The sequence below is a fragment of the Clostridium sp. C2-6-12 genome (genome assembly GCF_009928485.1).
In the GTDB taxonomy this organism is placed as follows: Bacteria; Bacillota; Clostridia; order Clostridiales; family Clostridiaceae; genus Clostridium.
Map to the genome: position 1 here is coordinate 1 of NZ_JAABNP010000009.1, position 24,590 is coordinate 24,590.

The 24,590-nt window shown below is 29.5% G+C and carries 20 protein-coding genes, 1 tRNA gene, 1 rRNA gene and 1 other annotated feature; of the genes, 18 read left to right on the top strand and 4 right to left on the bottom strand.

Going from position 1 to position 24,590, the window contains the following annotated elements; genetic code table 11:
• The 7 genes from GXK56_RS09085 to GXK56_RS09115 all read left to right on the top strand — a co-directional run.
• Positions 1 to 1,008: ribosomal RNA gene (locus GXK56_RS09085) — 23S ribosomal RNA — on the top strand; the annotation flags it as partial.
• A 129-nt stretch (positions 1,009 to 1,137) separates the two neighbouring features.
• Positions 1,138 to 1,212, top strand: a tRNA-Asn gene (locus tag GXK56_RS09090).
• Between the two features lie 301 nt (positions 1,213 to 1,513).
• The gene (locus tag GXK56_RS09095; protein ID WP_160687151.1) at positions 1,514 to 2,476 is read left to right on the top strand and encodes a polysaccharide deacetylase family protein; all 963 of its coding nucleotides are present in this window, start codon (positions 1,514 to 1,516) and stop codon (positions 2,474 to 2,476) included.
• 197 nt (positions 2,477 to 2,673) lie between these two features.
• Positions 2,674 to 3,633 (top strand): polysaccharide deacetylase family protein, encoded by a 960-nt coding sequence (locus tag GXK56_RS09100; RefSeq protein ID WP_202127851.1) that lies wholly within the window; start codon positions 2,674 to 2,676, stop codon positions 3,631 to 3,633.
• A gap of 290 nt (positions 3,634 to 3,923) precedes the next feature.
• A complete protein-coding gene (locus GXK56_RS09105) occupies positions 3,924 to 5,309 on the top strand; it encodes a TldD/PmbA family protein (protein ID WP_160687152.1) in 1,386 nt (461 codons plus the stop codon).
• 2 nt (positions 5,310 to 5,311) lie between these two features.
• Positions 5,312 to 6,655 (top strand): TldD/PmbA family protein, encoded by a 1,344-nt coding sequence (locus GXK56_RS09110; RefSeq protein WP_160687153.1) that lies wholly within the window; start codon positions 5,312 to 5,314, stop codon positions 6,653 to 6,655.
• Positions 6,656 to 6,680: 25 nt separating this feature from the next.
• Positions 6,681 to 7,484 (top strand): hypothetical protein, encoded by an 804-nt coding sequence (locus GXK56_RS09115; RefSeq protein WP_160687154.1) that lies wholly within the window; start codon positions 6,681 to 6,683, stop codon positions 7,482 to 7,484.
• Between the two features lie 247 nt (positions 7,485 to 7,731).
• Here the strand turns inward: GXK56_RS09115 and GXK56_RS09120 are convergent, their stop codons facing one another.
• Positions 7,732 to 9,597 (bottom strand): LTA synthase family protein, encoded by a 1,866-nt coding sequence (locus tag GXK56_RS09120; RefSeq protein ID WP_160687155.1) that lies wholly within the window; start codon positions 9,595 to 9,597, stop codon positions 7,732 to 7,734.
• A 323-nt stretch (positions 9,598 to 9,920) separates the two neighbouring features.
• Between GXK56_RS09120 and yedF the strand changes: the two genes are divergently transcribed.
• Together yedF and GXK56_RS09130 are read left to right on the top strand one after the other, a co-directional pair.
• The gene (gene yedF, locus GXK56_RS09125; RefSeq protein ID WP_160687156.1) at positions 9,921 to 10,487 is read left to right on the top strand and encodes a sulfurtransferase-like selenium metabolism protein YedF; all 567 of its coding nucleotides are present in this window, start codon (positions 9,921 to 9,923) and stop codon (positions 10,485 to 10,487) included.
• A 35-nt stretch (positions 10,488 to 10,522) separates the two neighbouring features.
• Positions 10,523 to 11,482, top strand: coding sequence for an FAD-dependent oxidoreductase (locus GXK56_RS09130; protein ID WP_160687157.1), 960 nt, complete (start codon positions 10,523 to 10,525; stop codon positions 11,480 to 11,482).
• Position 11,483: 1 nt separating this feature from the next.
• Here GXK56_RS09130 and GXK56_RS09135 read toward each other — a convergent pair whose 3' ends face one another.
• Together GXK56_RS09135 and GXK56_RS09140 are read right to left on the bottom strand one after the other, a co-directional pair.
• Complete coding sequence (locus GXK56_RS09135) at positions 11,484 to 12,056, bottom strand: GDSL-type esterase/lipase family protein (protein WP_160687158.1); 573 nt, start codon at positions 12,054 to 12,056, stop codon at positions 11,484 to 11,486.
• A 139-nt stretch (positions 12,057 to 12,195) separates the two neighbouring features.
• Positions 12,196 to 12,894: a RusA family crossover junction endodeoxyribonuclease gene (locus tag GXK56_RS09140; protein WP_160687159.1), complete on the bottom strand. Its 699-nt coding sequence runs from the start codon at positions 12,892 to 12,894 to the stop codon at positions 12,196 to 12,198.
• A gap of 293 nt (positions 12,895 to 13,187) precedes the next feature.
• On the opposite strand from GXK56_RS09140, the gene tsaD reads away from it, so the two are divergent.
• The 5 genes from tsaD to GXK56_RS09165 all read left to right on the top strand — a co-directional run bounded on the left by tsaD (position 13,188) and on the right by GXK56_RS09165 (position 18,275).
• Positions 13,188 to 14,207, top strand: coding sequence for a tRNA (adenosine(37)-N6)-threonylcarbamoyltransferase complex transferase subunit TsaD (gene tsaD, locus GXK56_RS09145; RefSeq protein ID WP_160687160.1), 1,020 nt, complete (start codon positions 13,188 to 13,190; stop codon positions 14,205 to 14,207).
• 8 nt (positions 14,208 to 14,215) lie between these two features.
• On the top strand, positions 14,216 to 15,220 hold the full coding sequence (locus GXK56_RS09150) for an alpha/beta fold hydrolase (protein WP_160687161.1): 1,005 nt from the start codon (positions 14,216 to 14,218) through the stop codon (positions 15,218 to 15,220).
• A gap of 170 nt (positions 15,221 to 15,390) precedes the next feature.
• Positions 15,391 to 16,614: a trypsin-like peptidase domain-containing protein gene (locus tag GXK56_RS09155; protein ID WP_160687162.1), complete on the top strand. Its 1,224-nt coding sequence runs from the start codon at positions 15,391 to 15,393 to the stop codon at positions 16,612 to 16,614.
• Positions 16,615 to 16,803: 189 nt separating this feature from the next.
• The gene (locus GXK56_RS09160; protein WP_160687163.1) at positions 16,804 to 17,112 is read left to right on the top strand and encodes a PTS lactose/cellobiose transporter subunit IIA; all 309 of its coding nucleotides are present in this window, start codon (positions 16,804 to 16,806) and stop codon (positions 17,110 to 17,112) included.
• Between the two features lie 11 nt (positions 17,113 to 17,123).
• Positions 17,124 to 18,275, top strand: a complete 1,152-nt coding sequence (locus GXK56_RS09165) for an ABC transporter substrate-binding protein (protein WP_160687164.1) — start codon at positions 17,124 to 17,126, stop codon at positions 18,273 to 18,275.
• Between the two features lie 209 nt (positions 18,276 to 18,484).
• Here the strand turns inward: GXK56_RS09165 and GXK56_RS09170 are convergent, their stop codons facing one another.
• On the bottom strand, positions 18,485 to 19,606 hold the full coding sequence (locus GXK56_RS09170; RefSeq protein WP_160687165.1) for a glycosyltransferase family 1 protein: 1,122 nt from the start codon (positions 19,604 to 19,606) through the stop codon (positions 18,485 to 18,487).
• Positions 19,607 to 19,731: 125 nt separating this feature from the next.
• On the opposite strand from GXK56_RS09170, the gene GXK56_RS09175 reads away from it, so the two are divergent.
• From GXK56_RS09175 to lysS, 4 genes are all read left to right on the top strand, one after another.
• Entirely contained in the window at positions 19,732 to 20,748 is a 1,017-nt protein-coding gene (locus tag GXK56_RS09175) for a CotS family spore coat protein (RefSeq protein WP_160687166.1), read from the top strand.
• Positions 20,749 to 21,522: a spore coat protein gene (locus GXK56_RS09180; RefSeq protein WP_160687167.1), complete on the top strand. Its 774-nt coding sequence runs from the start codon at positions 20,749 to 20,751 to the stop codon at positions 21,520 to 21,522.
• Between the two features lie 50 nt (positions 21,523 to 21,572).
• The gene (locus GXK56_RS09185; protein ID WP_160687168.1) at positions 21,573 to 22,607 is read left to right on the top strand and encodes a CotS family spore coat protein; all 1,035 of its coding nucleotides are present in this window, start codon (positions 21,573 to 21,575) and stop codon (positions 22,605 to 22,607) included.
• Between the two features lie 49 nt (positions 22,608 to 22,656).
• Positions 22,657 to 22,908 (top strand) — a binding site (T-box leader).
• A gap of 145 nt (positions 22,909 to 23,053) precedes the next feature.
• Positions 23,054 to 24,580 carry a lysine--tRNA ligase gene (gene lysS, locus GXK56_RS09190; protein WP_160687169.1) on the top strand — a complete coding sequence of 509 codons (1,527 nt, stop codon included), beginning with the start codon at positions 23,054 to 23,056 and terminating at the stop codon, positions 24,578 to 24,580.
• The last annotated feature ends 10 nt before the right edge of the window (positions 24,581 to 24,590 follow it).

Genomic DNA, 24,590 nt, shown 5'->3' on the forward strand with positions numbered 1-24,590 from the left:
CCCAGTAAACGGCGGCCGTAACTATAACGGTCCTAAGGTAGCGAAATTCCTTGTCAGGTAAGTTCTGACCCGCACGAATGGCGTAATGACTTGTGCACTGTCTCAACTGCAAATCCGGCGAAGTTGTAGTGCGAGTGAAGATGCTCGCTACCCGCGATTGGACGGAAAGACCCCGTAGAGCTTTACTGTAGCTTAGCATTGAATTTCGGTATTGTCTGTACAGGATAGGTGGGAGACTGGGAAACCAGAGCGTTAGCTTTGGTGGAGTCGTTGTTGGGATACCACCCTGATAGTATTGAGGTTCTAACTGGATGCCATGAAACTGGTGACAGGACATTGTTAGGTGGGCAGTTTGACTGGGGCGGTCGCCTCCTAAAATGTAACGGAGGCGCCCAAAGGTTCCCTCAGAACGGTCGGAAATCGTTCGTAGAGTGCAAAGGCAGAAGGGAGCCTGACTGCGACACTTACAAGTGGAGCAGGGACGAAAGTCGGGCTTAGTGATCCGGTGGTACCTCGTGGGAGGGCCATCGCTCAACGGATAAAAGCTACCTCGGGGATAACAGGCTGATCTCCCCCAAGAGTTCACATCGACGGGGAGGTTTGGCACCTCGATGTCGGCTCGTCGCATCCTGGGGCTGAAGTAGGTCCCAAGGGTTGGGCTGTTCGCCCATTAAAGCGGCACGCGAGCTGGGTTCAGAACGTCGTGAGACAGTTCGGTCCCTATCCGTCGCGGGCGTAGGAAATTTGAGAGGAGCTGTCCTTAGTACGAGAGGACCGGGATGGACTGACCTATGGTGTACCAGTTGTTTCGCCAGAAGCATAGCTGGGTAGCTAAGTCGGGAAGGGATAAACGCTGAAAGCATCTAAGTGTGAAGCCCACCTCAAGATGAGATTTCCCATAGCATAAGCTAGTAAGACCCCTTGAAGACTACAAGGTTGATAGGTCAGAGGTGTAAGTATGGTAACATATTTAGCTGACTGATACTAATAGGTCGAGGGCTTGACCAATATAATCAAGTTGTAAAAAATACATTAAAAACTGTGTGCAATTTTGAAAGAATAAAGGAATACAAATCATTAAAGTGATTTGCATAAGTTCTTTCAACCAAATCATAGATTTGGGAAATCACTTAACGTTCCGCGATAGCTCAATGGTGGAGCACTCGGCTGTTAACCGATAGGCTGGAGGTTCGAGTCCTCTTCGCGGAGCCATTTTTATTTTATAATAAGTTTTAATAATATAAACAAAAGAAATTTTAGTCGAGTAGTCGACTTTTTTTTATGTCCAAATATATTATGTTAAAGTCAAAAATATTAAGGATAAAATATTTTTGGATATATTATAAATAGCTTGAAAATAGAGGAATCTTAAATAAATCTTAATATAATAACTTGGTTCTTGTATAAATTCAAGTTAAAACATATACTATATATAGATAATAAAGTGTTTTTCTCTTATTGAATTGGAGTAATAATATAAAATAATATTTGTTAAAAGTATAGGGAGTATACAATGAGGTATAGTAATAAAAGAAGTAGAAATAGAGCAAAAAAAATCAAAAGGGTTAGAGCTATAATATTATTTAGTATAACTGCTGCATTTGTAGTTTGTGGAAGTGCTATAATGGCATTAAAATTTACAGAAAATAAACAAGCAGTACAAGCTGCTGAAGTTGTTGAAGAAGGAAATAATTCAAATTCAAATAATGAAACTAAAACTACAGATAAAAGTTTATTAAGTGGCAATTCAAATAAACAAGTATCAGATAATGGATATACAGAAGATGTAGCCTTTGTTGAAAAGTATTTAGCACAACAAATGAAAGGCCAAATGCCAGAAGGTGCTGATGGTAAAAAAGTGGTTTATTTAACTTTCGATGATGGTCCATCGGAAACAGTAACCCCTAAAATATTAGATACACTAAAAGCTGAAAATGTACATGCTACTTTTTTCCTTGTTGGAAAAGCAATAGATGAAAGTGAAACAAATAAAAATTTAGTTAAACGTGAGTTTGAAGAAGGAAATGCAATAGGAAATCATACTTACTCACATAATTATAATTACTTGTATCCAAAGAATATTATCAATGTAAATAATATTATGGCAGATATTGAAAAAACTAATCAATCACTAAAGAGTGTTTTAGGAGAAGATTTTTCTACAAGAGCTATTAGATTTCCTGGTGGGCATATGACATGGGCAAAGAAGGATGCCAAAGGCATGGAAGCAATGGATAAGGCATTAGCAGATAAAGATTATCATCAAGTAGATTGGAATTCATTATCTAAGGATGCGGAAGGCCCTCATAAGAATGCAGCACAATTAAAGCAGGAAGTTATAAATACTATGGGTAACAAACAAAAGCTTATAATATTAATGCATGATACTTATGGAAAAGAAGAAACTGCAAAGGCTTTACCAGAAGTAATAAAATATTTAAAAGAACAAGGATATGAATTTAAAGTGTTAAAATAAAACTGTATATTAATAAAATCAAAAATAAGAATTAACTTAGAAATTATTAAAGAATTTCTAGGTTAATTTTTCCATTCTAAACATATATAAATTCCAATAAAGAAATAAGGTTTGTCGTTTGAAATTATAAAGTATAAATACTAATATATAAAAACATTTCGAATAAATAGTTATTAGTTAATACAGAGGAGTATACAGTGAAGTATAGTAATAAAAAAGGTAGAAATAGAGCAAAAAAAATTAAAAAGGCTAGAGTTAGAGTGTTATTTTGTATACTTGTTGCATTTATGGTTTGTGGTAGTGTTATTATGGCATTTAAGTTTGCAGAAGGTAAAAAAGCAGTTCAAACTGTCCAGGTTGTTGAACAAGACGATGATCAAATTAACACAACTGATAAAAATCCATTAAGCAATAATTCTAGTAAACAATCTTCAGATAATGGATATACAGAAGATGTTGCATTTATTGAAAAATATTTAGCACAGCAAATGAAAAATCAGATGCCAGAAGGTGCAGATGGTAAGAAGGTGGCTTATTTAACTTTTGATGATGGACCATCAGAAACAGTAACACCTCAGATATTGGATATACTGAAAGCTGAAAATGTACATGCAACTTTTTTCCTTATAGGTAAACTAATTGATAAAAATGAAGCAAGTAAGAATTTGGTAAAGAGGGAATTAGAGGAAGGTAATACAATAGGTATTCACTCTTACTCACATGATACCGGTTATTTATTTGGAACTGGAAAGATAAAAAAGATAAATTTAGAAAATTGCATGTCTGATTTTGAAAAAACAGATAAGTCATTAAAAAATGTTTTAGGAGAAGATTTTTCAACAAGAGCTATTAGATTTCCAGGAGGGTTAATATCATGGAATAGGGATGATCCTAAAGGGGCAGAGGCTGTGGAAAAAGCATTGCATGAAAAAGATTGGCATCAAGTAGATTGGAATACACTTTCAGGTGATGCAGAAGAAGGTGGCAAAAAAAATGCAGAGCAATTAACGCAAGAATGTATAAAAACCTTAGGAAAAAGAGAAAAAGCAGTTATATTAATGCATGATACTTATGGAAAAGAAGAAACAGCAAAAGCTTTGCCAGGGATAATAAAATATTTAAAAGAACAAGGATATGAATTTAGGGTTTTGAAATAAAACTATATATAAGTTAGACATAAGTAAGACAATATTAGCTTAGAAATCATTTAGACATTTCTAAGTTAATTTTTTTATTATTAGTGCAGTATTTAAAATATAAAATAAAGTAGATTAATTTATCTTATATATTAGAATATTGATAAAACTAAGTGTATAATATTAATTATTAACTAAAAAATAATATGGTGACAGTCACCAATCTATCTGAGTAAATATTTTTACCCTATATAATTTGGATAAAATAGTATGTAAGATAATAAGAATGTAGTGAAGCAAGGAGGAACGATATGTTATCAAAAAATGTTGTATCAGAAGTACTAGCAAAATGCTTAATAACAGGTGGAGATTTTGCAGAAATATTTGAAGAGGATTCAATAAACAATTCTATATCATTAGTAGACGGAAAAGTGGACGATGCTATAGGAGGAAGAAGTTATGGTATAGGAATTAGAATTCTTAAAGGATTTAATAGTGTATATGCTTATACAAATAATAATAGCTTGAGCAGTTTATTAGATACTGCATATAGAGCAGCTTTAGCTTTAGGAGAAGCTAAGGAAAATAGTAATAGTGAAATTGTATTGGATGAAAAGAAGATAGTAACAATACATCCAATAATTTATTGCCCTAAAGACGTAGCTTATGATAGAAAAATAGCTATTATAAAAAGCGCATATGGAGCTGCAAAGAATTTTAGTGACGAGATTTCACAGGTGGTTGCAAGCTATGCAGATAAAGAACAGAAGGTTTTGATTGCAAATACAGAAGGACTATATGTTCAAGATACAAGAATAAGAACAAGACTTGGAGTTAGTGCAATAGCATCAAAGGGTTCAGAAAATCAAACAGGTTTTGAAGGTCCAGGAAGACATATGGGAATTGAAATGTTTGATAATATTGATCCTGAATATCATGGAAGAGAAGCAGCTAGAATAGCTCATACTATGCTTCATGCAAAGAATTGTCCAGCAGGAAATATGACTGTTGCAATAGATAATGGGTTTGGTGGTGTTATATTCCATGAAGCTTGTGGTCATGCTTTAGAAGCAAGTGCTGTGGCCAAAGGTAATTCAGTATTTGCAAATAAGCTTGGAGAGCAAATAGCATCTACTAAAGTAACTGCAATAGATGATGGGACAGTGCCTAATGCATGGGGATCATTGAATATTGATGATGAAGGAAATAAGACTGAAAAAAATATATTAATTGAAAATGGTATATTAAAAGGATATATGATTGATAAATTAAATGGAAGACGTATGAATATGGAGGCAACAGGAAGTTCTAGAAGACAAAGCTATAAATTCCAACCTACTTCAAGAATGACTAATACTTATATAGCAGCTGGAAGTGATAAGCCAGAGGATATAATTAAATCAATGGAAGATGGTTTATATGCTAAAAAGCTAGGTGGAGGTTCAGTTAATCCAGTAACTGGTGAATTTAATTTTGCTGTTCAAGAAGGATATTTAGTTAAAAATGGAGAAATTCAAGAACCAGTAAGAGGTGCAAGTCTTATTGGTAAAGGCAGCGAAGTGCTTATGGATATAGATATGGTTGGAGATAATTTAGAAGTAGCTCAGGGAATGTGTGGTTCATCATCAGGAAGTATACCAACTAATGTAGGTCAGCCTATGATAAGAGTAAAGAAAATGACAGTAGGAGGTAGATAGATATGGATTTTAACTTATTTAAGGAAGAATTATTTAAAGAGGCTAAAGATTCTGGCTTTGAAGAATGCGAAATATATTATGCTGATTCTGAAAATTTGAGTTTAAATATTTATGAAGGTGAAGTTGAAAAATATAAATTAACTAATGCATTTGGACTTTCTTTTAGAGGAAAAGTAAATGGTAAAATGGGATATTCTTATACTGAAATATTGGATGAAGATGCAATAAAAACTCTAGTTAATAATGCTAAAGGTGCAGCATTAGCTATAGAAAATGAGGATATTCAATTTATATACGAAGGCGATAAAGAGTATAAGGAAATTAATTCTTACAAAAAAGAATTAGACCATGTGAAACCAGATGAACTTATTTCATTGGCCTTGGAAATGGAAAAGGAATGTAAAAAACAATGCGATAAAGTTGTTAATTTTCAAGGGTGTGGAATTGTATATGGTAAGTCTACTTATGGAATAATAAATTCCAAAGGTCTTAATTTAAAGAATGAAAGAAATAGTTTGACTGCATATGTAGTACCAATAGTTGAAGATAATAATCAAAAATATGATGGAATGGGATATGTTTTAGCTAAAACGGTTCAAGATATTAAACCAATGGACTTAGCTAAGCAAGGCTTAGAAGAAGCAATTGCTAAAATTGGTGCTAAGAGTATTCCATCAGGGAAATATAAGATAATTATAAATAATGAAGCAATGGTATCTTTACTTGGAACTTTTTCAGGAATATTTAATGCAGAACAAGCACAAAAAGGATTGTCCTTACTAAAAGGAAAAGAAGGTGAAGTGATAGCTTCGGATATATTTACCTTAATTGATGATCCTCATTTAGAAGATGGACTTGGAACAACTTCTTTTGATGATGAAGGTGTTGCAACTTATACAAAGGAAATTGTAACTAATGGTAAATTAAACACTTTGCTATATAATTTAAAAACTGCTCATAAAGCAGGAGTAAAGTCTACAGGAAATGGATTTAAAGGTTCATATGCATCAACTGTAGGTGTAAGTGAAACAAACTTTTACATTAAGCCAGGAGAAAAATCTTTTGAGGAACTTTGTGAGGAAGTTAAGGAAGGATTAATTATAACTGAATTTGCAGGGTTACATTCAGGGGCCAGTTCGGTAACAGGAGATTTTTCTTTGGCAGCTAAAGGTTTTATGATTGAAAATGGCAAGAAGAGTTTTCCAGTAGAACAAATTACAGTAGCAGGTAATTTCTTTACTTTGCTTAAAGATATAGAGGAAGTTGGAAGTGATTTGAAATTCCCAATGAGCAGCATAGGGTGTCCGTCAATAGTTGTAAAAGAACTTTCAGTAGCAGGAAAATAATATACTTGCCAAGGTAGGTTATGGAATGAATATAGTTAGTATGTATTTTTTTTACTTTTCAGTTTATAGTTTTTTAGGATGGATATGTGAAACAACTTACTGTGCTATAATAGATAAAAAGTTTGTAAATAGAGGATTTTTGAAAGGGCCAGTATGTCCGATTTATGGAGTTGGAGCTGTTATAGTAATTAGTGTATTAAATCCAGTTGCAGATAATATTATACTATTATTTTTATGCGGGATGATTCTTACCAGCATATTAGAATACTTCACAGGATTTTTATTAGAGGTAATATTTAATCTTAAATGGTGGGATTATTCTGAGCATAAATTTAATCTAAAGGGAAGAGTTTGTTTATTGAATTCAGTTCTATTTGGAATTTTATCTGTTATTACTGTTAACTTTATAAATCCTGTTATAACCAAAATCATTGAAAGTATTCCAAATAGCATAGATATATTTGTATTAGGAATATTAGCTATAAGCTTTTTTATGGATACAATAATTACGGGCTATAAAATGTTACAGTTAAGTGGAAAACTTAAAGAAATAAATGTGCTTTATCAGGAAATTAAGGAAAAGAGCGAAGTATATAAAGACATAGTACAGCAAAATATAGAAAAGCTTGATGAATTAATGGAAAATGAAAAAATTGCCCATACTAAGGAATTAATTAGAAATTTAAAAACTAAATTAGAAAGCACAATAATGAAAAATAAATCAGTTAATAAGCGTATTTTTAAGGCTTTTCCTAATATGAAATCTTTAAAATACAATGCTCCTCTTGATAGGTTAAAGGATGAATTGAAAAAGATAAAGAAAAAATAAATTTAATATAATTAGGATATTAAATTTGTAGATATTGAGAATATTATATAATAGGCTGTTGCAAAACATAAATTTTATTTGCAACAGCCTATCAATTTTAATTTGTATATAGAAAATTTAAAACCTTGTTTTAAGGCAGTAATTTATAGGATATAATATAGGAAATAAGATAAGGATGTTGATATATTTAAAACTAGCATATTTTCTGAATTAGCTATAAGCAGAGATGGTATTTTTTCCACTATATTTAATTATGAGCCGAATTGGCACGTATCATTTTATCAGAAATTTCTAGAGACTTTTTATAAACTTCCTTTTCTTTATCTGTAAGATTTTCTCCGCCTTTAAGAGTTCCATTTGTTATTACAGCAAAAGATTTTTGTGTATTTAACAAAGGTCTGCCTAATGCAGTATTTTCGTATCTATCTTTGTCTACACCAAGTAAGTACAGTATTGTTGGCATAACATCAATTTGCCCAGCGTATAAATCAAAGGTTTTAGCTTCATCTTTGAAGGATGGATTGTAAATTATTAAAGGTACTACTGGATTTCCAGTATTTAAATACCAATCCTCTTTATTTGATAATTGATCTATACTGCTATTATAGTATTTATGAACACCTGTATGATCTCCCATGATTACAACCATAGTATTTTGTAAAAGTCCTTCCTTATCTAATAAATCAAGGAAGTTTCCTATTTGTTTGTCAGTATAGTGAACACTTTCAAAATATCCTCCAAGCTCACTTTGGCCTAGTTCAGGATCAAGGTCAAGTTCCCTATATTTTTCAGGTAAATCAAAAGGTCCATGGCTTGTTAGTGTTACAGTTTCAACATAAAATGGCTGCTGTTTTTCCTTTATCATAGGTGCAACTTGTTCAAAGTAACTTTTATCACTAATTCCAAGTCCGATTATTTCCTCAGTATTAAAGGAATAATAGTCAGTAAACTTATCAAAACCAATTCCAATTAGTCCATTTGCATAATTCCAAAAGGAACCTTTATCAGGGTGGATTGCTGTTGTTGAGTAACCTTCATCTTCTAAAATATTTGGAAGTGAATTATAGTTAGTATTAGGATATCTAAAGAAGGTACTTCCTTTTCTTAATGGAAGCATAGAAGTATTAACCATTAAGTCAGCATCGGAGCTTGTCCCTTCATTAACCTGTTCAAAAGTATTTGGAAAGTAAAATCCAGCTTGAGATAATTTATTTAAGTTTGGAGTGATTTCTTTTCCATTAATTTTTTGTCCTATAACAAAGTTTTCTAAGGATTCAACTTGAATATAAAGTAAGTTTTTTCCTTTTGCCATGCCAAAGTATTTATTGTTAGGAAGGTCTTCCTTCTTAACTTCAAATAATTCTTTAATATCAGCTTTATCTGTGTCTGTTAGTTTATACTGCTTAGAATCATTATATACTGTATAACAATCAATGATATGATAGCCAATAGGTGAAAAATATCTTGCCGTATTAGATTTATCATAACCATCGAATAAATAAGCATTTTCAACATTTTTATTATTAAGTACAGTTATACTAAATGGGACATAAACTACAAATACTATTGATAAAACAAATGCAACAATTGAAGTTTTTATTGCTCTATGATGCTTTGCTGTAAATGAATGCCTAGTTAAGTATGTATATATGGCTAGTATAACAAAATCAAATAAGAAAATAATATCTAATTTACTAAGCATAGAAAGAATGCTTCCAGACATATTATCTAAATTAGAAGTTTGACTTAATACCAGTGCTGATGGAACCGTTAAAAATCCTCTGAAATACCATAGGTCAATTAGGATTAATAAGGTTAATAAGCCGTCCATTAAAAACGTATATATTATTCTACCTTTTCCTTTAAATAATAGAGAAAAACTTAAAAATATTAAAGTAAAAGCTATATAATAATTTAAATTTGGTTTAGCTGCATAATAGCCTGCAGAAAAATCAAATTTATAGGGGTCTTGATTAGTAACAAATCCTTGGAATAGGATTCCTTTAAAGACAATTGACAGTAAGGGAATTATAAAAAAGGCTATTCTTATAATTGTATCCTTTGTCATAGTATTTCTTAAAAAATCTTTAAATTTAGAGTTTAAAATACTCATGATTCACCTCAAAAAATATATATTGCTACAATATAGTATACATAAATTTATAAAATAAACAAATGGAAATATTAAAGTTAGCAGTTAGCTGTTTACAGTTAAGGCGGAAAAGCCTATTGTTTTTTCTTGAATTATGTTTAAAGATATTATGAATGAATATCTTCTTTAAATTAATCATTAATAATTAATGATTAATTAAAGAAAGTATGTCATAAATCTAAGAAAATTTGTATAATATGATTATAATAAATTAAGTTAATTTAATATATGATTGTAATGAAATCTTAATATATTAAATCAAATAGTGAAAAGGGGATATACTTATGAAGGAAATTGATTGTAGAGGTTTTGCATATTTACAGATTATAAGAGAAATGAAGAAATATTTTAATACAATTGGTGAAGGGGAAGCAATTGTATTAGTTGCTAATGAATTAGAGCGTTCAAATGTAATAAGATATGCAGCTCATAAGGGATATCATGTAGAACAAGAAGAAAATATATTTGCTTTAAAAATAGAAAAAAGAGGATGTTTAGAGCTTGAAGAAGAGGAAAATATTTATTCTATATTAATTACAAGTGAAAAATTAGGTCAAGGTGACGATGAATTAGGCATAATATTAATGAAGGAATATTTTGAGTTGCTAAATGAATGTGAACAGCTTCCTAGACAAATCTTATTTTTAAATTCTGCAGTTAAATTATTAAAAAAGGATTCTAGTGCCTTAGAAGAAATAAAGATGTTACATAAAAAAGGTGTATCAATTTTATTAAATGATACATCAATAAAGTATTATAATTTAGAGGAGGAAATAACTTTTGGAGAAATAATTGGTATGTATGATATGCTAATTGTTATGAAGAAGTCAAAAAAGCTAATAAAATTATAATAAAAGAAAAAATATTTTATTAATGGGGGATTGAAATGCCAACTTATGATTTGATTGTTATTGGAGCTGGAATAGCTGGAATGACTGCAGCAATGGGTGCTGCAAATGCAGGAATAAAAAAAATACTTATTATTGAAAAGGAATCTGTTGTTGGAGGAATAATTAACCAATGTATCCATAATGGATTTGGAGAGAAATTTTTAGGCGAGCCAGTAACAGGGCCAGAATATATCCATTATATACAAAAACAATTAGACAAATCAAAAATAGATATATTGTTAAATACTACATTATTAGATATTACAAGAGAAAAGACAGTTACATATGTAAATTCTAATGAAGGTGTTGAAGATGTTACAGCTGGAGCAATAATATTTGCTATGGGATCAAAGGAACGATATTCAGGAAATGTTGTTATACCTACTAATGGTCTTACAGGTATATTTACCGTTGGAGAGGCTCATAGAATAATTAATCTAGAGGGATATCTTCCAGGCAGGAAAACAATAATTATAGCTAAGGACAAATGGGCATTTATAGTTGCAAGAAGGTTTATAATAGAAGGTGGAAATATAGAAGCGGTAGTTATTGAAAATTCTTATGATAAAATGGCTGATTCGGAAATACATGATATAATAGATGGTTTTTATATCCCTGTAATTGAAAATTCACGAGTAATCGAAATTGAAGGAGATACAAGAATTCAAAAGGTAAAAATAATGAATTTAAAAGATAATCAGATTGAGGAAAAAGAATGTGATTCCTTGTTATTATCAGTTGGATTCATTCCTGAAAGTGCTATCTTAAGAAAATTAAAAATTGATATTAATAATGAACTGTTAGGACCAGAAGTAATAGATTATAAAACATCTTTAGATGGATTTTTTGCATGTGGTAATATAGTATATGGAGAAAATGCTATGCATATGAAAGAAACTGATGGTATTGAATGTGGAATAAAAGCAGCGGAATATATTAAAAAGTACATCTATTAATTCATGATTTATTAAAAATGTTAAGCCATTCTTTGTACATTAAATTATGCCCTGATGAGGTGAGATGAATTCCATCTAAATATATGTCAGTTTCATTTAAGGTCAAATCATAAAAATTAATAAACTCTAGTTTATATTTCTCGCAGAGATTAATAAGCGCAGCTCTTAGGGGGAGAAGTTCTTTTTCTGCATAATCATATAAATGTGATGGAGAAAAAAGTTTATTTGCCATAGATCCTATAATTTTAGGTGGTATACCTATTATAATTTTTGAGTTAATATTTATTGCATCTTTAATCATTAATTCAATATTATCTATTATTGAATTTACAGATCTTCCTAAAAGAAGGTCGTTTGTACCACACATTATAAAAAGTCTAGAAGGATTATATTTTAAGACATCGTCATAATAACGAGAAAGCATGGAAGTGGTAGTATCACCATTACATGCTTTATTTAATGATGAAGGATAGAGTTCATGAGTTACTTTATATGCCCAGGAATTTTGCTTTGGAACTCCATATCCAAAAGTTAAGCTATCACCAAAAAAAATAATATCAAAATGATTATTCATAATACAACCTCCTTTAAGTGAAAGTCCAAATTTTATATTTGGGTACTTGAACTTAAGCAGACATCTCAAATCTATGATTTGATGATGGTCGCTTACTCTGTGAGCACTCAACGAGCGAATGCGAGTCGAGTTTCCTTTTTTAAAATAATTTTTTAAAACATTTTTTGCAGATTATTGTTTTTCCATTATCAGCTTTAATATAATCATCTGAAATAATAGTTTTATTGCAAATATCACAGGAATTATTCAGATTTGAGGTATTTTTCTTATTAGTTTTATTTATATCTGTAGTGGTATTAATAATAGACTTAGGCTTTATTTTATTTGGAACTTTTTTATCTAAGGCATTGTTATTTGAAATATTATTTACTAAAGTTTTTTTTATTGGAGAATATAATTTTGCTGCTGTTGGGGTAGCTTTTTTTGTAATGCTATAACCAAAATCATATTCACTTTCAGCAAACAATTCTAATTCAAATCTAGGGTTTTCCTTGTCATAATATTCTTCAGTAAAAATCTTTGTTATTTGTGCATCATTAACTATAAGACCGCTTTTTTCTATTCCATCAAATATACTTTTAGTAATATTAATAGTATCTGGATGACGTTTTTCACTTTTATAATAAACCTTTAATATTGCTATTAAACTTTCAGAAAAAACTATATCAGGATTTTGGCTCCTTGCAAGTAGTGCTATTTCTTGTTCATATAATGCATATCTATCATGATATTTTCCAGAACTAATTGGTAAAATTGCACGACCGTCCATATTGTGTAATTTAAAATTTGATTTAGTAATGGGTGAACCATTAATTACTACCTTAGCATAATTAGACATTTAAAATCTCCTTAAATAAAAAATAAGTATTAATTAAAATATACAGCATATGTGTCTTTTATACAATTGCAGTGAGTTGTATTATTAAATTGAACTTTGATAATATTTAATATATAAAGTATAATATTTTAGGAATTAAATATATTTCAATAAGGTTCAATGTTAGAAACTTACTAAAATATTACAAATATATTAAACAATATTACGAATATATTAACAATGTCAAAGAATAGAGAAATTATTTATATTATAGGATAGAATTAAATCAGTTAAATAAAAAAGAGGTAATAAAAATGAGTAAAAAAATAATTTTAGCAATAGAATCAAGCTGTGATGAGACTTCTGCAGCAGTTGTTGTAGATGGCAGGGAAGTTTTATCAAATGTAATTGCATCTCAAATAGATACTCACAAGAAATATGGTGGAGTTGTACCTGAGGTTGCATCAAGAATGCATATAGAAGTTATAGATAGTGTTGTAAAAGCAGCCCTTGGAGAAGCAGAAGTTTCACTAGAGGATATTGATGCAATAGGTGTTACTTATGGACCAGGACTTGTTGGAGCACTTTTAGTAGGACTTCAATATGCTAAAGGTCTTTCATTAGGTTCAAACAAGCCACTAATTGGAGTTAATCATATTCAAGGACATATTAGTGCTAATTTTATAGAGCATAAGGATTTAAAGCCACCATTTGTTTCTTTAGTCGTTTCAGGAGGGCATACTTTTATAGTGCATGTAAAAGGATATAGAGATTTTGAAGTAATAGCTCAGACAAGAGATGATGCGGCAGGGGAAGCTTATGATAAGGTTGCTAGAGCATTAGGGCTTGGATATCCAGGAGGGCCTAAAATTGATAAAATAGCTAAAGAAGGAAATGAAAATGCAATAGAATTTCCAAGAGCTAAATTTCAAGATGACACATTAGATTTTTCTTTTAGTGGAGTAAAATCTGCTGTACTAAATTATTTGAACAAGGCTAAAATGAAAGAAGAGGAGATAAACGTAGCAGATATAGCAGCTTCTTTTCAAAAGGCAATTGTTGATGTTTTAAAAACTAATTTATTTTTAACTTGTGAGAGAAGAGGAATTACAAAAATTGCTGTAGCTGGGGGAGTTGCTTCTAATTCGTGTTTGAGACAGACGCTTCAAGATGAAGGCGCAAAAAGAGGCATTGAAATATTATTTCCATCACCTATATTATGCACTGATAATGCAGCAATGATTGGAAGTGCAGCGTATTTTAATTATCAGGAAGGAATAATATCTGATTTAGATATAAACGCAAAACCTAATTTAAAGTTAGGGGAGGGGTAGATTCTAAGATGAAGTTATTAGCACACTCTAATGTGGTACATAAACTTGAAAAAGATAAAGTTAGCAAGAGAAAAATATTAAAAAAAATTGTAATCTTTTTTGTTGCATTATTTCTTGTAGGAGTTGTGGCTCAGATTATAACTAATTTTATAGACGGCGAAAGATTAAAATCACGATTTAAGTACGGTAGAATAGATGGCAAAAAGATGGAATATAAGTTTAAGTCAGGCACTGATTATACTGTTGTATTTGATGGAGCATTGGGAAACAATATGTATGAATGGGAAAATATCTGTAAAACTCTAGAGGATAAAAAGATGTCAACCTTCATATATAATAGAAGAGGGTATGGATTTAATGATGGAGGAGAAGTTCGAACACCAGAAGACCAAGCTAAGGATTTAAAACTTTTGCTTAGAAAAGCTGGAGTTTCAGAACCTTATGTTTTGGTAGGTGAAGAATATGGAAGTTTGGTTATAACAAATTTTATAAAGTTATATCCGAAGTCAGTGGCAGGTGTAATTCTTGTTGATCCAATGTCAGAAGAAGTTATTAAGACCAATGAATTTAAAGAAAGTATTAAGTCTAAATATTATAGGAGTAAATTTGAAACTATAGGTACTAACTTCAGTTTAACTTCATTATTAAGCAGCATGGGATTAACTACTGAAAACAAGGTGTTTAAAGAACATTTAGGCGAAAATGAATTAAATGAATTTGTTGGCTTTGAAAACAAAAAAAACTATAAAGAAGCTGTTTCAAATGAATTAAGAAATTTATATGAAGGCTCTTCAGATAGTCAAAAAGATGGACTTTTTGAAGCTATGCCATTTTATTTAATAACTAGCAATGAAAATGATCCAGCAATAAAATTAGGGGAAGCAGCACTTACAACATTATATAAAAAAGAATCAAGTGATTCGCCAGTTTCCTTATTAGACCCTGATACAATTGTTAATGGAATAAATAACGTTATGAAAGAAGCGAAAAAATTATCCAATAAAAAATCATAAAATATGTCTAAGAAAATTATATATAATTGTCATTTGTTTGACACACAACCACTTTATAATAAAAATATAAAGTAGGACTGAAAAATAAGTTTTAAAGTACTTTGAAACTTGAAACATATTATTTAGACTAGTGAAATAAATTATAATTATATAATTAGGAGGAAACTTTTATGAATAACAATAATGAAAATAATAATAAATTTATTGATGTTGAATCACTTCCAGTAAATGAAGGACAACAAGTTGCATGGGATGATTGCTTTCAAAATATTAATTATACAGAACCTAAAAAGAAAAAGAGAAAAGGCTTACGTGTTTTAGGAAAAATTGCTGGAATGTTATTTATTACTATGATAGGTGGAGTATTTGGAAGTACAATAACTTATTCATTGCTTAAGTCAAGTAATGTTGTGGCTACAAAACAAATAGTCAGCTCTATTCCTCAATCATTTACGGCAAGCAGCTCTGATGCAATGTCAGCAGCAGATGCATTTAATAAGGTAGCACCTGCAGTTGTTATTGTTTCAACTAAAGGGGCATCTAATGGATTTACACAAGGCCAAGAAGGTATGGGATCAGGTTTTATTATAAATGAAGAAGGATATGTTTTAACTAACTATCATGTTATTTCAACTGCTAAGGAAATTACAGTTACTTTAAGTAATAACACAGATGTTAGTGCAAGTATAGTAAACTATGATTCAGAAAAAGATATTGCAATGCTTAAATTAAAAGAAGGAACAAAGGTTCCAGCCGTTGCAGAACTTGGAGATTCAGATGAAGTATATCCTGGCGCAGAAGTTATAGCAATTGGAACACCTCTTTCTAAAAACTTTGCTCAAACACTAACAAAAGGAGTTATAAGTGGAAGCAATAGAACTATAGAAAGTCAAAGTGGAACAAGTGTAAACTTAATTCAAACAGATGCGGCTATTAATCCAGGAAACAGTGGGGGCCCATTAGTAAATGCTAAAGGCCAAGTTATAGGAATAAATTCACTAAAGCTAGGAACTCAAACTTTAGGGGAAACTAGTATTGAAGGTATAGGCTTTGCAATTCCTATAAATGAAGTAAAGAATAAAATTGATGCATTATCAAAACCTATTTTAAACTTAGGAATTCAAATAAGAGAAATTGATAGTACTACTGCTAAACAACACAATTTGCAAGAAGGTATATATGTAATGGCAGTTGATGAATTTTCACCAGCAGAGAAAGCAGGAGTTAAAATTGGTGATATCATTATTAAATGTGATGGAAAATCAGTTAAGACTTTTAAAGAACTTAAGGCAATAAAAGAAACTAAATCTGCAGGCGATACAATTAATATAGAAGTAGTGAGAAATAATAAAAATGTTAATTTATCAGTTGTATTAGAGGAAAAAGCAAATTAAATTTAACTTATAATAAATAGGATTGATGATTGTGTCGTAAGCAATTGTTAATCCTATTTTCAATTAGATGCCTATTATGTAAAGTTTTACTTTAAAAAGTTTAAGAAAAGTAGTAATATAAAAAAATAAGGGGGAATTGAAATCTTTAGTTTTTATTATTAAATGCTTAAAAATTTAAAGGAGAAAGACATGGAAGAAATAATATTAAATATTATAATGCATAGCGGAGAAGCAAGAAGCTGCTCAATGGAAGCAATTGCTTTAGCTAAAAAAGGTGACTTTGATAAAGCAAAAGAATTAATAATAAAAGCTGATGAAGAATTAGGGTATGCCCATAGTTCACAAACAAGTTTAATTCAAGGTGAGGCGGCAAGTGATAAAATAGATTTTTCCTTGCTTTTAGTACACGCTCAAGATCATTTAATGACAACTATGACATTTAAGGATTTGGCATTAGAATTAATAGATGTACATGAAAAAATAAACTCCATTAATTAGAGGGATAAAATATGAGAAATAAAATAAAATATTTTGTTGTTTCATTTATTTTATTAGTATTAGGAATAATAAGTATTAATTTATTTCAACCTAATAAGGAACAGCAGGTTAAAGGAAGTATTGAACTTTTAGTAAGTGAAAATGCTTATGATTATCTAGTAGAATGTGCAAATGGTTTTATGAAAGTGAATGATAAAACTGTAATTAACATAAAAAAATTAGAAAATTATAATCAAATCACCAATACATCAGAAAATACTAAGGTGAAAAGTGCTAACATTGCACAAATTGACAGATTTAATTTCCAACAATTAAAGTTAGATGAGTATGCATATTATAACAAGGATGATAAACTTTTAGATAACTATGCTAAAAATTTTTCCGAATATAGAATAAATCAAGTTAAGCATGATGAGGATTCAATAGGAATACCGTTGACTTCAAGACCATTAGTTTTTTATATAAGGGAAGATATATTAAAGCAATATAAATATAAAAGAGAAGATTTAAACACCTGGGATGATATCATAAAGATCGGTAAGGAAATTTATGAAAAAAGCAGTGGTAAAGTATGTATAATAAATGCAACTGGGCAAGATTATGAAGATTTGTTAGATTTATTAACTATGCAAATTTTTACTAAAGATAAAAGCGTAGAAGCTATACAGCTAGAAGTTCAAGCCATGGTTAAAAAATTGAAGGAAAATAATATTTTAAAGGTAACAGGTGATGAGGATTTTATAGGAAGAATATCTTCTATTAATGCTATGAGCGAAATAATGAAGATTGAAACACCATGCCAGTGGAGTGCTGGAAATGTACCAAGCATTAAACCTGGAGGCAATAAATTTTTTGCAACAGAGGGAGATAATTTATTAGTATATAATCAAAATGCTGATAATGAAAAGTTAATTGAAAAATTTATAACTTATGTAATAACTAATAATAAACAAGCTGTTAAGTATGTGAAAGAAGGAAAATTCTTTTCAAGTTATTTATATACTTACACTAGTAAAGAAATTGAAGATAACGTAAAAAATTTTGTTGGTAAAAGTCCTCTTGTAATGTTAAGCAATGTGGAAGAAAAAACACCTAAGATTGAGGAGTATGATAAATATATAAAAGTAAAACAAAAACTTAGGTCTGACAATAATAACAGTTAATGATGAAATTTCTCGAAGAATTTTCTGAGGAATATATAATGGAGTATCAAAATTATAGAAATATTTTGATACTCCATTTTTTATTTTATAGAAAAGTATAAAAAGATTAATTTTGAAACTTAGTGATATCAATGCTTATGGATGTATTACATGGTGAAAAATGAATCATTCACCATTCATCATTAATTAAATGTGGCGTAGCCACTTTGTTATAGCATTGATAATTGTTTATAAACTTCTAACGTATTTTGGGCTGTTTTTTTCCAGGTGAATTCTAAGCTTCTTAAGTAGCCTTTTTCACTTAATGAGTTTTTTAAGTCTTCATCATTTAATAGAGTCACAAGGGCTTTTTCTAATTCGCCTAATGCATATGGATTTATTAAAATAGCATTATCTTCGGTTACTTCTGGAATTGAAGTTAAATTAGAAGTTATTACTGGCGTCTTGCAGCTCATAGCCTCTAAAGGAGGTAATCCAAAGCCTTCATAAAAAGAAGGATAAACAAAGGCCTCGCAGCCATTATATAGAATTGGCAGTATTTTATCTTCTATATAGCCTGCAAAAATTATTTTATCCTCCATTTTATTTTCTTTAACAAAGGCTGATAATTTTGCACCTTCATCTTTTAGTGATCCGCCAAGAAGTAGCTTATATGGCAAATTCAAATCTTTGTGAATTTTATTAAATGCTTTGATTAATCCTAAAGCATTTTTTCTTAAACTAAAACCTCCAATATAAAGAATATAAGGAGATGTTACTCCAAAAGTTTTTTCTACATATAATTTACAAGCCATTTTGTTTAAGGGTTTAAAATTATTATTTGCAGCAAGAGGTGTTACAAATACTTTATCTTCAGGATAGAAACTAAAAAATTTTAAAATATCTTTTTTTGAATGCTCAGATACAGTTAAGATACCACTTGATTTAGCAATTATGTTTGGCATATCACGCAAAAATCTATCTAAATATCCAATGCCAACTGTTTCGGGCATTATATAGGGTATTAAATCATGAATTGTAACTAAAGTTGGAACTTCACTATCAAAATTAAAGCCTATACCATTTTGTGGGATATGATATAAGTCAATATTGGTTTTATTTAATTCATTAGGAATATAATATTTTTCATAGAAAGTGCCATGCCTGCCAGATGAATATATTATATTTGAGTTTTTTTTATTAAAGCTTTCATTAATCTTTCCAGAGCAAAATAAAGTAAATTCGTCTTTTGAATTTAAAGAAAGTATTTCTGATATGAGATTTTCTGTATAAGTACCTATACCAGTTCCATGATGTAAAGCAGCACTACGAGCATCAATGGCAATTTTCATATGAACACCCCTAAAACACATATATATTATAAAATATTACTGCTTTTTAATTTTGGTGAATATAAATCACAATAAATTATTCAAGTACATATAATGAAAATAAATAATGCTGGCAGGAAAGTTTTATGGAGAATAATAAGGAGATACTTCAAATTAAAAGCTATGTTGAAGAAAGTTACGGCTTGAAAACAGATAATATAGAAAAAGTAAAAAATAGTTATAAAATTGATACAAAAGATGGGGGATATTGTTTAAAAGTAATTAAATATGAATTCTCTCATTTTTATTTTATTTTATCTGCAATTAAACATCTTCAAAGAAATGGTTTTAATAATATTCCAGAGTTTATTCTTAATAAAGATAAGATAGAATACGGAAGTCTAAATGGAAAATATGTTTATTTAACAAGGTGGATTCCATCAAGAGTGAGCAATTATGATAATCCTTTAGAATTAGAAATAGTAGCTAGAGAGCTTGGAAAATTACATGAATGCAGTAAGGGTTTCAATATAGAAAAGAATATGAAGCCAAGAATTGGCTGGTTTTCGTGGCTTAAGGTTTTTGAAACAAGAAAAAATGAAGTACTTGATTTTCAAAATAGAATAAGTCAAAAGGCTCATAAATCTAAATTTGACTTGTTATATTTAGACAATGTTGAAAAGGAAATAAAGAGAGCAGAAAAAAGTATAGCAGGTCTTCAAAAAAATAATTATGTTAAGCTTATGGAAAAGGAGGTTTTTAAAAGAAGCTTTTGCCATCATGATTATGCTCATCATAACATTTTAGTAGATAATAATAAGAAGATTAATATTATAGATTTTGATTATTGTATTTTGGATTCACATCTTCATGATTTATGTTCATTACTCATAAGGACTATGAAAGATGGGAAATGGGAAAAAGAAAAAGCAGATCTAATTTTGAGAGCTTACAAGAATAATATGGAGATTAGAGCTGAGGAGATTCCCATTATAAGAGAATTTATAAGATTTCCTCAAGCATTTTGGCAAATAGGCCTTCAAGTTTATTGGGAGCAACAGCCTTGGGGAGAAGAGTTTTTCAAAAATAAATTAAAAAAATATCTTGAAGATTGTGAGTTTAGAGAAAAGTTTATTAATAGTTATTTTAACGGGGGAAATTAAATGGATGAGGTATTAATAAAAAATTATTTAAGTAAAAAGGGAATAACTATTATTGGACACTATTTTCATTATGATAGAAATATTACTTATAAAGATATCATTTCTCAAGTTAATTTAATAGTGGACTTCCACAAAATATTAGTTGGATGCAGTTTTACAGGTTTGAGTGGCATAAAGAGTATTATTGGTAAGGAAATTGAAGACTATAAAGTTCAAATAAAAAGACTTGAGAGGAATTATAATCAGATAGTTCATAAGTCTTATCCTAATGAAGTGGATAAATTAATTTTAGCAAATGGAAAAGCTATGTTAAAAAAAGGTGAAACAGCTCTGAATTATATTCATGAACATGATTATTTGGGTGTTATAAGGAGGAGTATGAATAGAGAAGAAGTATGCCTTGAAAAAGTTCAACCTAACAATTTAAAAAGAAATGGTGAAAAAATTGAAGTTGGGCTGATAAAAAATATGGCATACAACTTAGTTGAGGAGGATTTATATAATTATATTAAGAAATTGCAAAAAGCAGAGATTAACATAGACGAGGAAGAAATAATAAGAGCGTTTATATATGAATCTCATCTTTCATTTAATAGTTTTGATTATTTAAGAGGTCTCTGTAGCTATCCAAGAGATTTCTTAAAGACATGGACTAAATATGTGGAAATAGAAGATGAAGCAGTAATGAAAAAAGGTAAGACAGAAGAGGCAATTTTAGCAGAATTTGAAAAGGATTTAAAGTATGAAAGTAAAAATTTTATTAAATGTAATTGATTATAAATAAACTATTTATCTTAAGCTATAGTTGTCAGGAGGATAAAACCATGAATAAAATCAGATATTCAGAAAAATGCTATTTATGTGATTATGACTTGAGCTTGAAGTTTTTTAATGAATTAGGAATAAAGGTAAATGATATTGCACCCCTTAGAAAGGTATTTGTAATATCAACAGATGAAGGAAATAAGATCTTAAAAAAAGTAAATTATGACGTAGATAGGGTTAATTTAATAAGTGACGCTTTGGATTACGTAAAAAAGAGTTATGGAAACATAATAACATACAATAAATTTAAAGATAATTTAAATTATAAGAAATGGAAGGATGAAATTTATGTTGTTATGGATATATTAGATGGAAGGGAAGCTGCTTTTTCAAATCCAGTGGAGATAAATCTTTGTGCAGAAAATGTAGCACTGCTTCATAAGGCATCTAAGGGGCTTAGGGAATATTTAAAAAGCAAATATAATAAGGATTTTTTAGATATTCCATTGAAAGATAAGCTTCAAAAAGCTTATGACGAATTACTGTGGATGAAGAATTTGGTCAAAAATTATAAATATAAAAATGAATTTGATATATTATTTAATAATAATGTGGATGAATATTTGATTGAAATTGAAGAAGTTCAAAAAAATTTATTAAAGAGTAAATATGAAGAATTAAGAAGTTCAGGAGATACAATTGGCATTTGTCATAATGATTTAGCTTATCATAATTTTTTAATTAAGGATACTGAATTAAGCATTATTGATTTTGACTTTATGACCATTGATTTAAGAATAATGGACATAGGTGATTTCATTTTAAAGTCTATAAAAAATGCAGCCTTTAATATTGAGAAAACTCTAGGATGTATTAATGGATATGAGAAAATTTCACCATTAAAACAAGAAGAAAAAGAATTACTATATATTTTGATAAAATTTCCAAGTGATTTTTATCATATCTCAAGAGATTATTATTATAAGAGAAAGAAGTGGGACTACGAAGTGTATTTAAATAGATTTAAGACAAAACTTAATAACGAAGAATTTAGATATGAATTTTTGAAGGAATATAAGAAAAGAGTTTTATAAAAAATGATAAAAATATATTTACAGATTAGGCATTTTATTGTAAAATGCAGTAAAGGCAAAGAAAAGAAGAGTAGGCAAGAGATTCATTTTTAGAGAGCTCTAGATGGTGGAATGGAGTAATGTATTTTTGTTGAAGAAGGTCTTGGAGCTGCACACTGAGTCTATTTATAGAGGTAGGATGTGACGGAATACCCCGTTATAGGTATAGAGTATCTCAATTTTGATGTACTTGAAGAGGTGCATACGGCAACGCATGCATAAACTGAGGTGGTACCACGAATTTATAACTTTCGTCCTCAAGATTAATAATCTTGGAGGTGAAGGTTTTTTTTTATTTGTATTATGGCAATATCAAAAAGATAACAAATCAATGGGCTAGTATATCTAGCATGATATTTTTTCATGTGCCTAAATTAATCAATAAATAAGTAAAGGTGGTAACAAAAATGTATGAGCAATATGAAAATTTAAATGAACTAGAAAATATAATGACAAATTCAAATGAATTTATAACAGAAAGAATAAAAAAATTAAATAAACTTTATGAGTTAGGAATCAATCCATATCCATATAATTATGATTTTGATAAAAAAACTTATACAAAAGAGATATGCGATAATTTTAATAACATTGATGAAGATAAAGTATTTTCTCTAGCTGGAAGAATAATGTTTCTGAGAAGAATGGGAAATGCTACTTTTGCTAATATAGTAGATGAAAGAGGGAATATACAAATATTTTTTAGTAAAAAACTAATTGGAAATGAAAATTATAATGTTTTAAAATTAATTGATGTTGGCGATATTATTGGTGTAAAAGGCAGTGTATTTAAGACTCAGACAGGAGAAATAACTATTAGGGCAAATAAATTTGAACTTTTATCTAAATCAATAAGAACACTTCCTGAAAAATATCATGGAATTCAAGATTCTGATCTAAAACAAAGACATAGATCTTTAGATATGATAATGAATTCAGAAGTTAAAGAAAGATTCATAAAACGTTCCAAAGCAATTACTGCAATTAGAGAATATTTAAATAATATGTATTTCATTGAATGCGATACACCAGTTCTTGATACGAAATATGGTGGAGGAGAAGCAAAACCATTTAAAACTTTTGTTAATGATTTGGATTGTGAAGTATATATGAATGTTTCTCCAGAATTGTATTTAAAAAGACTTATTGTTGGAGGAATAGAAAGGGTTTATACATTTGCAAGATCTTTTAGAAATGAAGGAATTGATAGAACGCATTATCCAGAATTTACTTTGATGGAATGCTATATGTCCTATGCAGATTATGAAGAGATGATGAGAATTATGGAGGGCATATATGAACATGTATTTATGTCTGTTAATGGTTCTACTAAAATAAAATATGGTGAAGAAGAAATTGATTTTAAAGCTCCATGGAAAAGAGAAACTATGTGTAATCTTGTAAAACAAGATACAGGTATTGATGTAGAGAACTTAACTAAAGAAGAAATTGTAAATAAAATTAAAGAAAATTCTCTTTTAATTGAAGAACAAAATGAAGGTTTAAACATAAATGAAGTTTCAAAAGGAGAATTAATAGTAAATCTTTTTGAAGCATATAGTGAGAAGAAATTAATTCAACCTACTTTTGTAATAGACTTTCCAAAAGAATCATCACCACTTTGTAAAGTTCATAGAGAAAATCCTGATTTAATAGAAAGATTTGAGCCATATGCATATGGAGTAGAGCTTGGAAATGCTTATTCAGAATTAAATGATCCATTAAGGCAGCGTATATTATTACATGACCAAGCTGAAAAATTAAGAGGAGGATTAGAAACAGCAAGTCCGATGGATGAAGAGTTTGCAGTAGCTATTGATACAGCAATGCCTCCAACAGGCGGATTAGGAATTGGCATTGATAGAATGATAATGTTTTTAACTGGAGCAAATACTATAAAAGATGTTATTGCATTCCCTTTGGTTAAAAGATAAAAATAAAGTA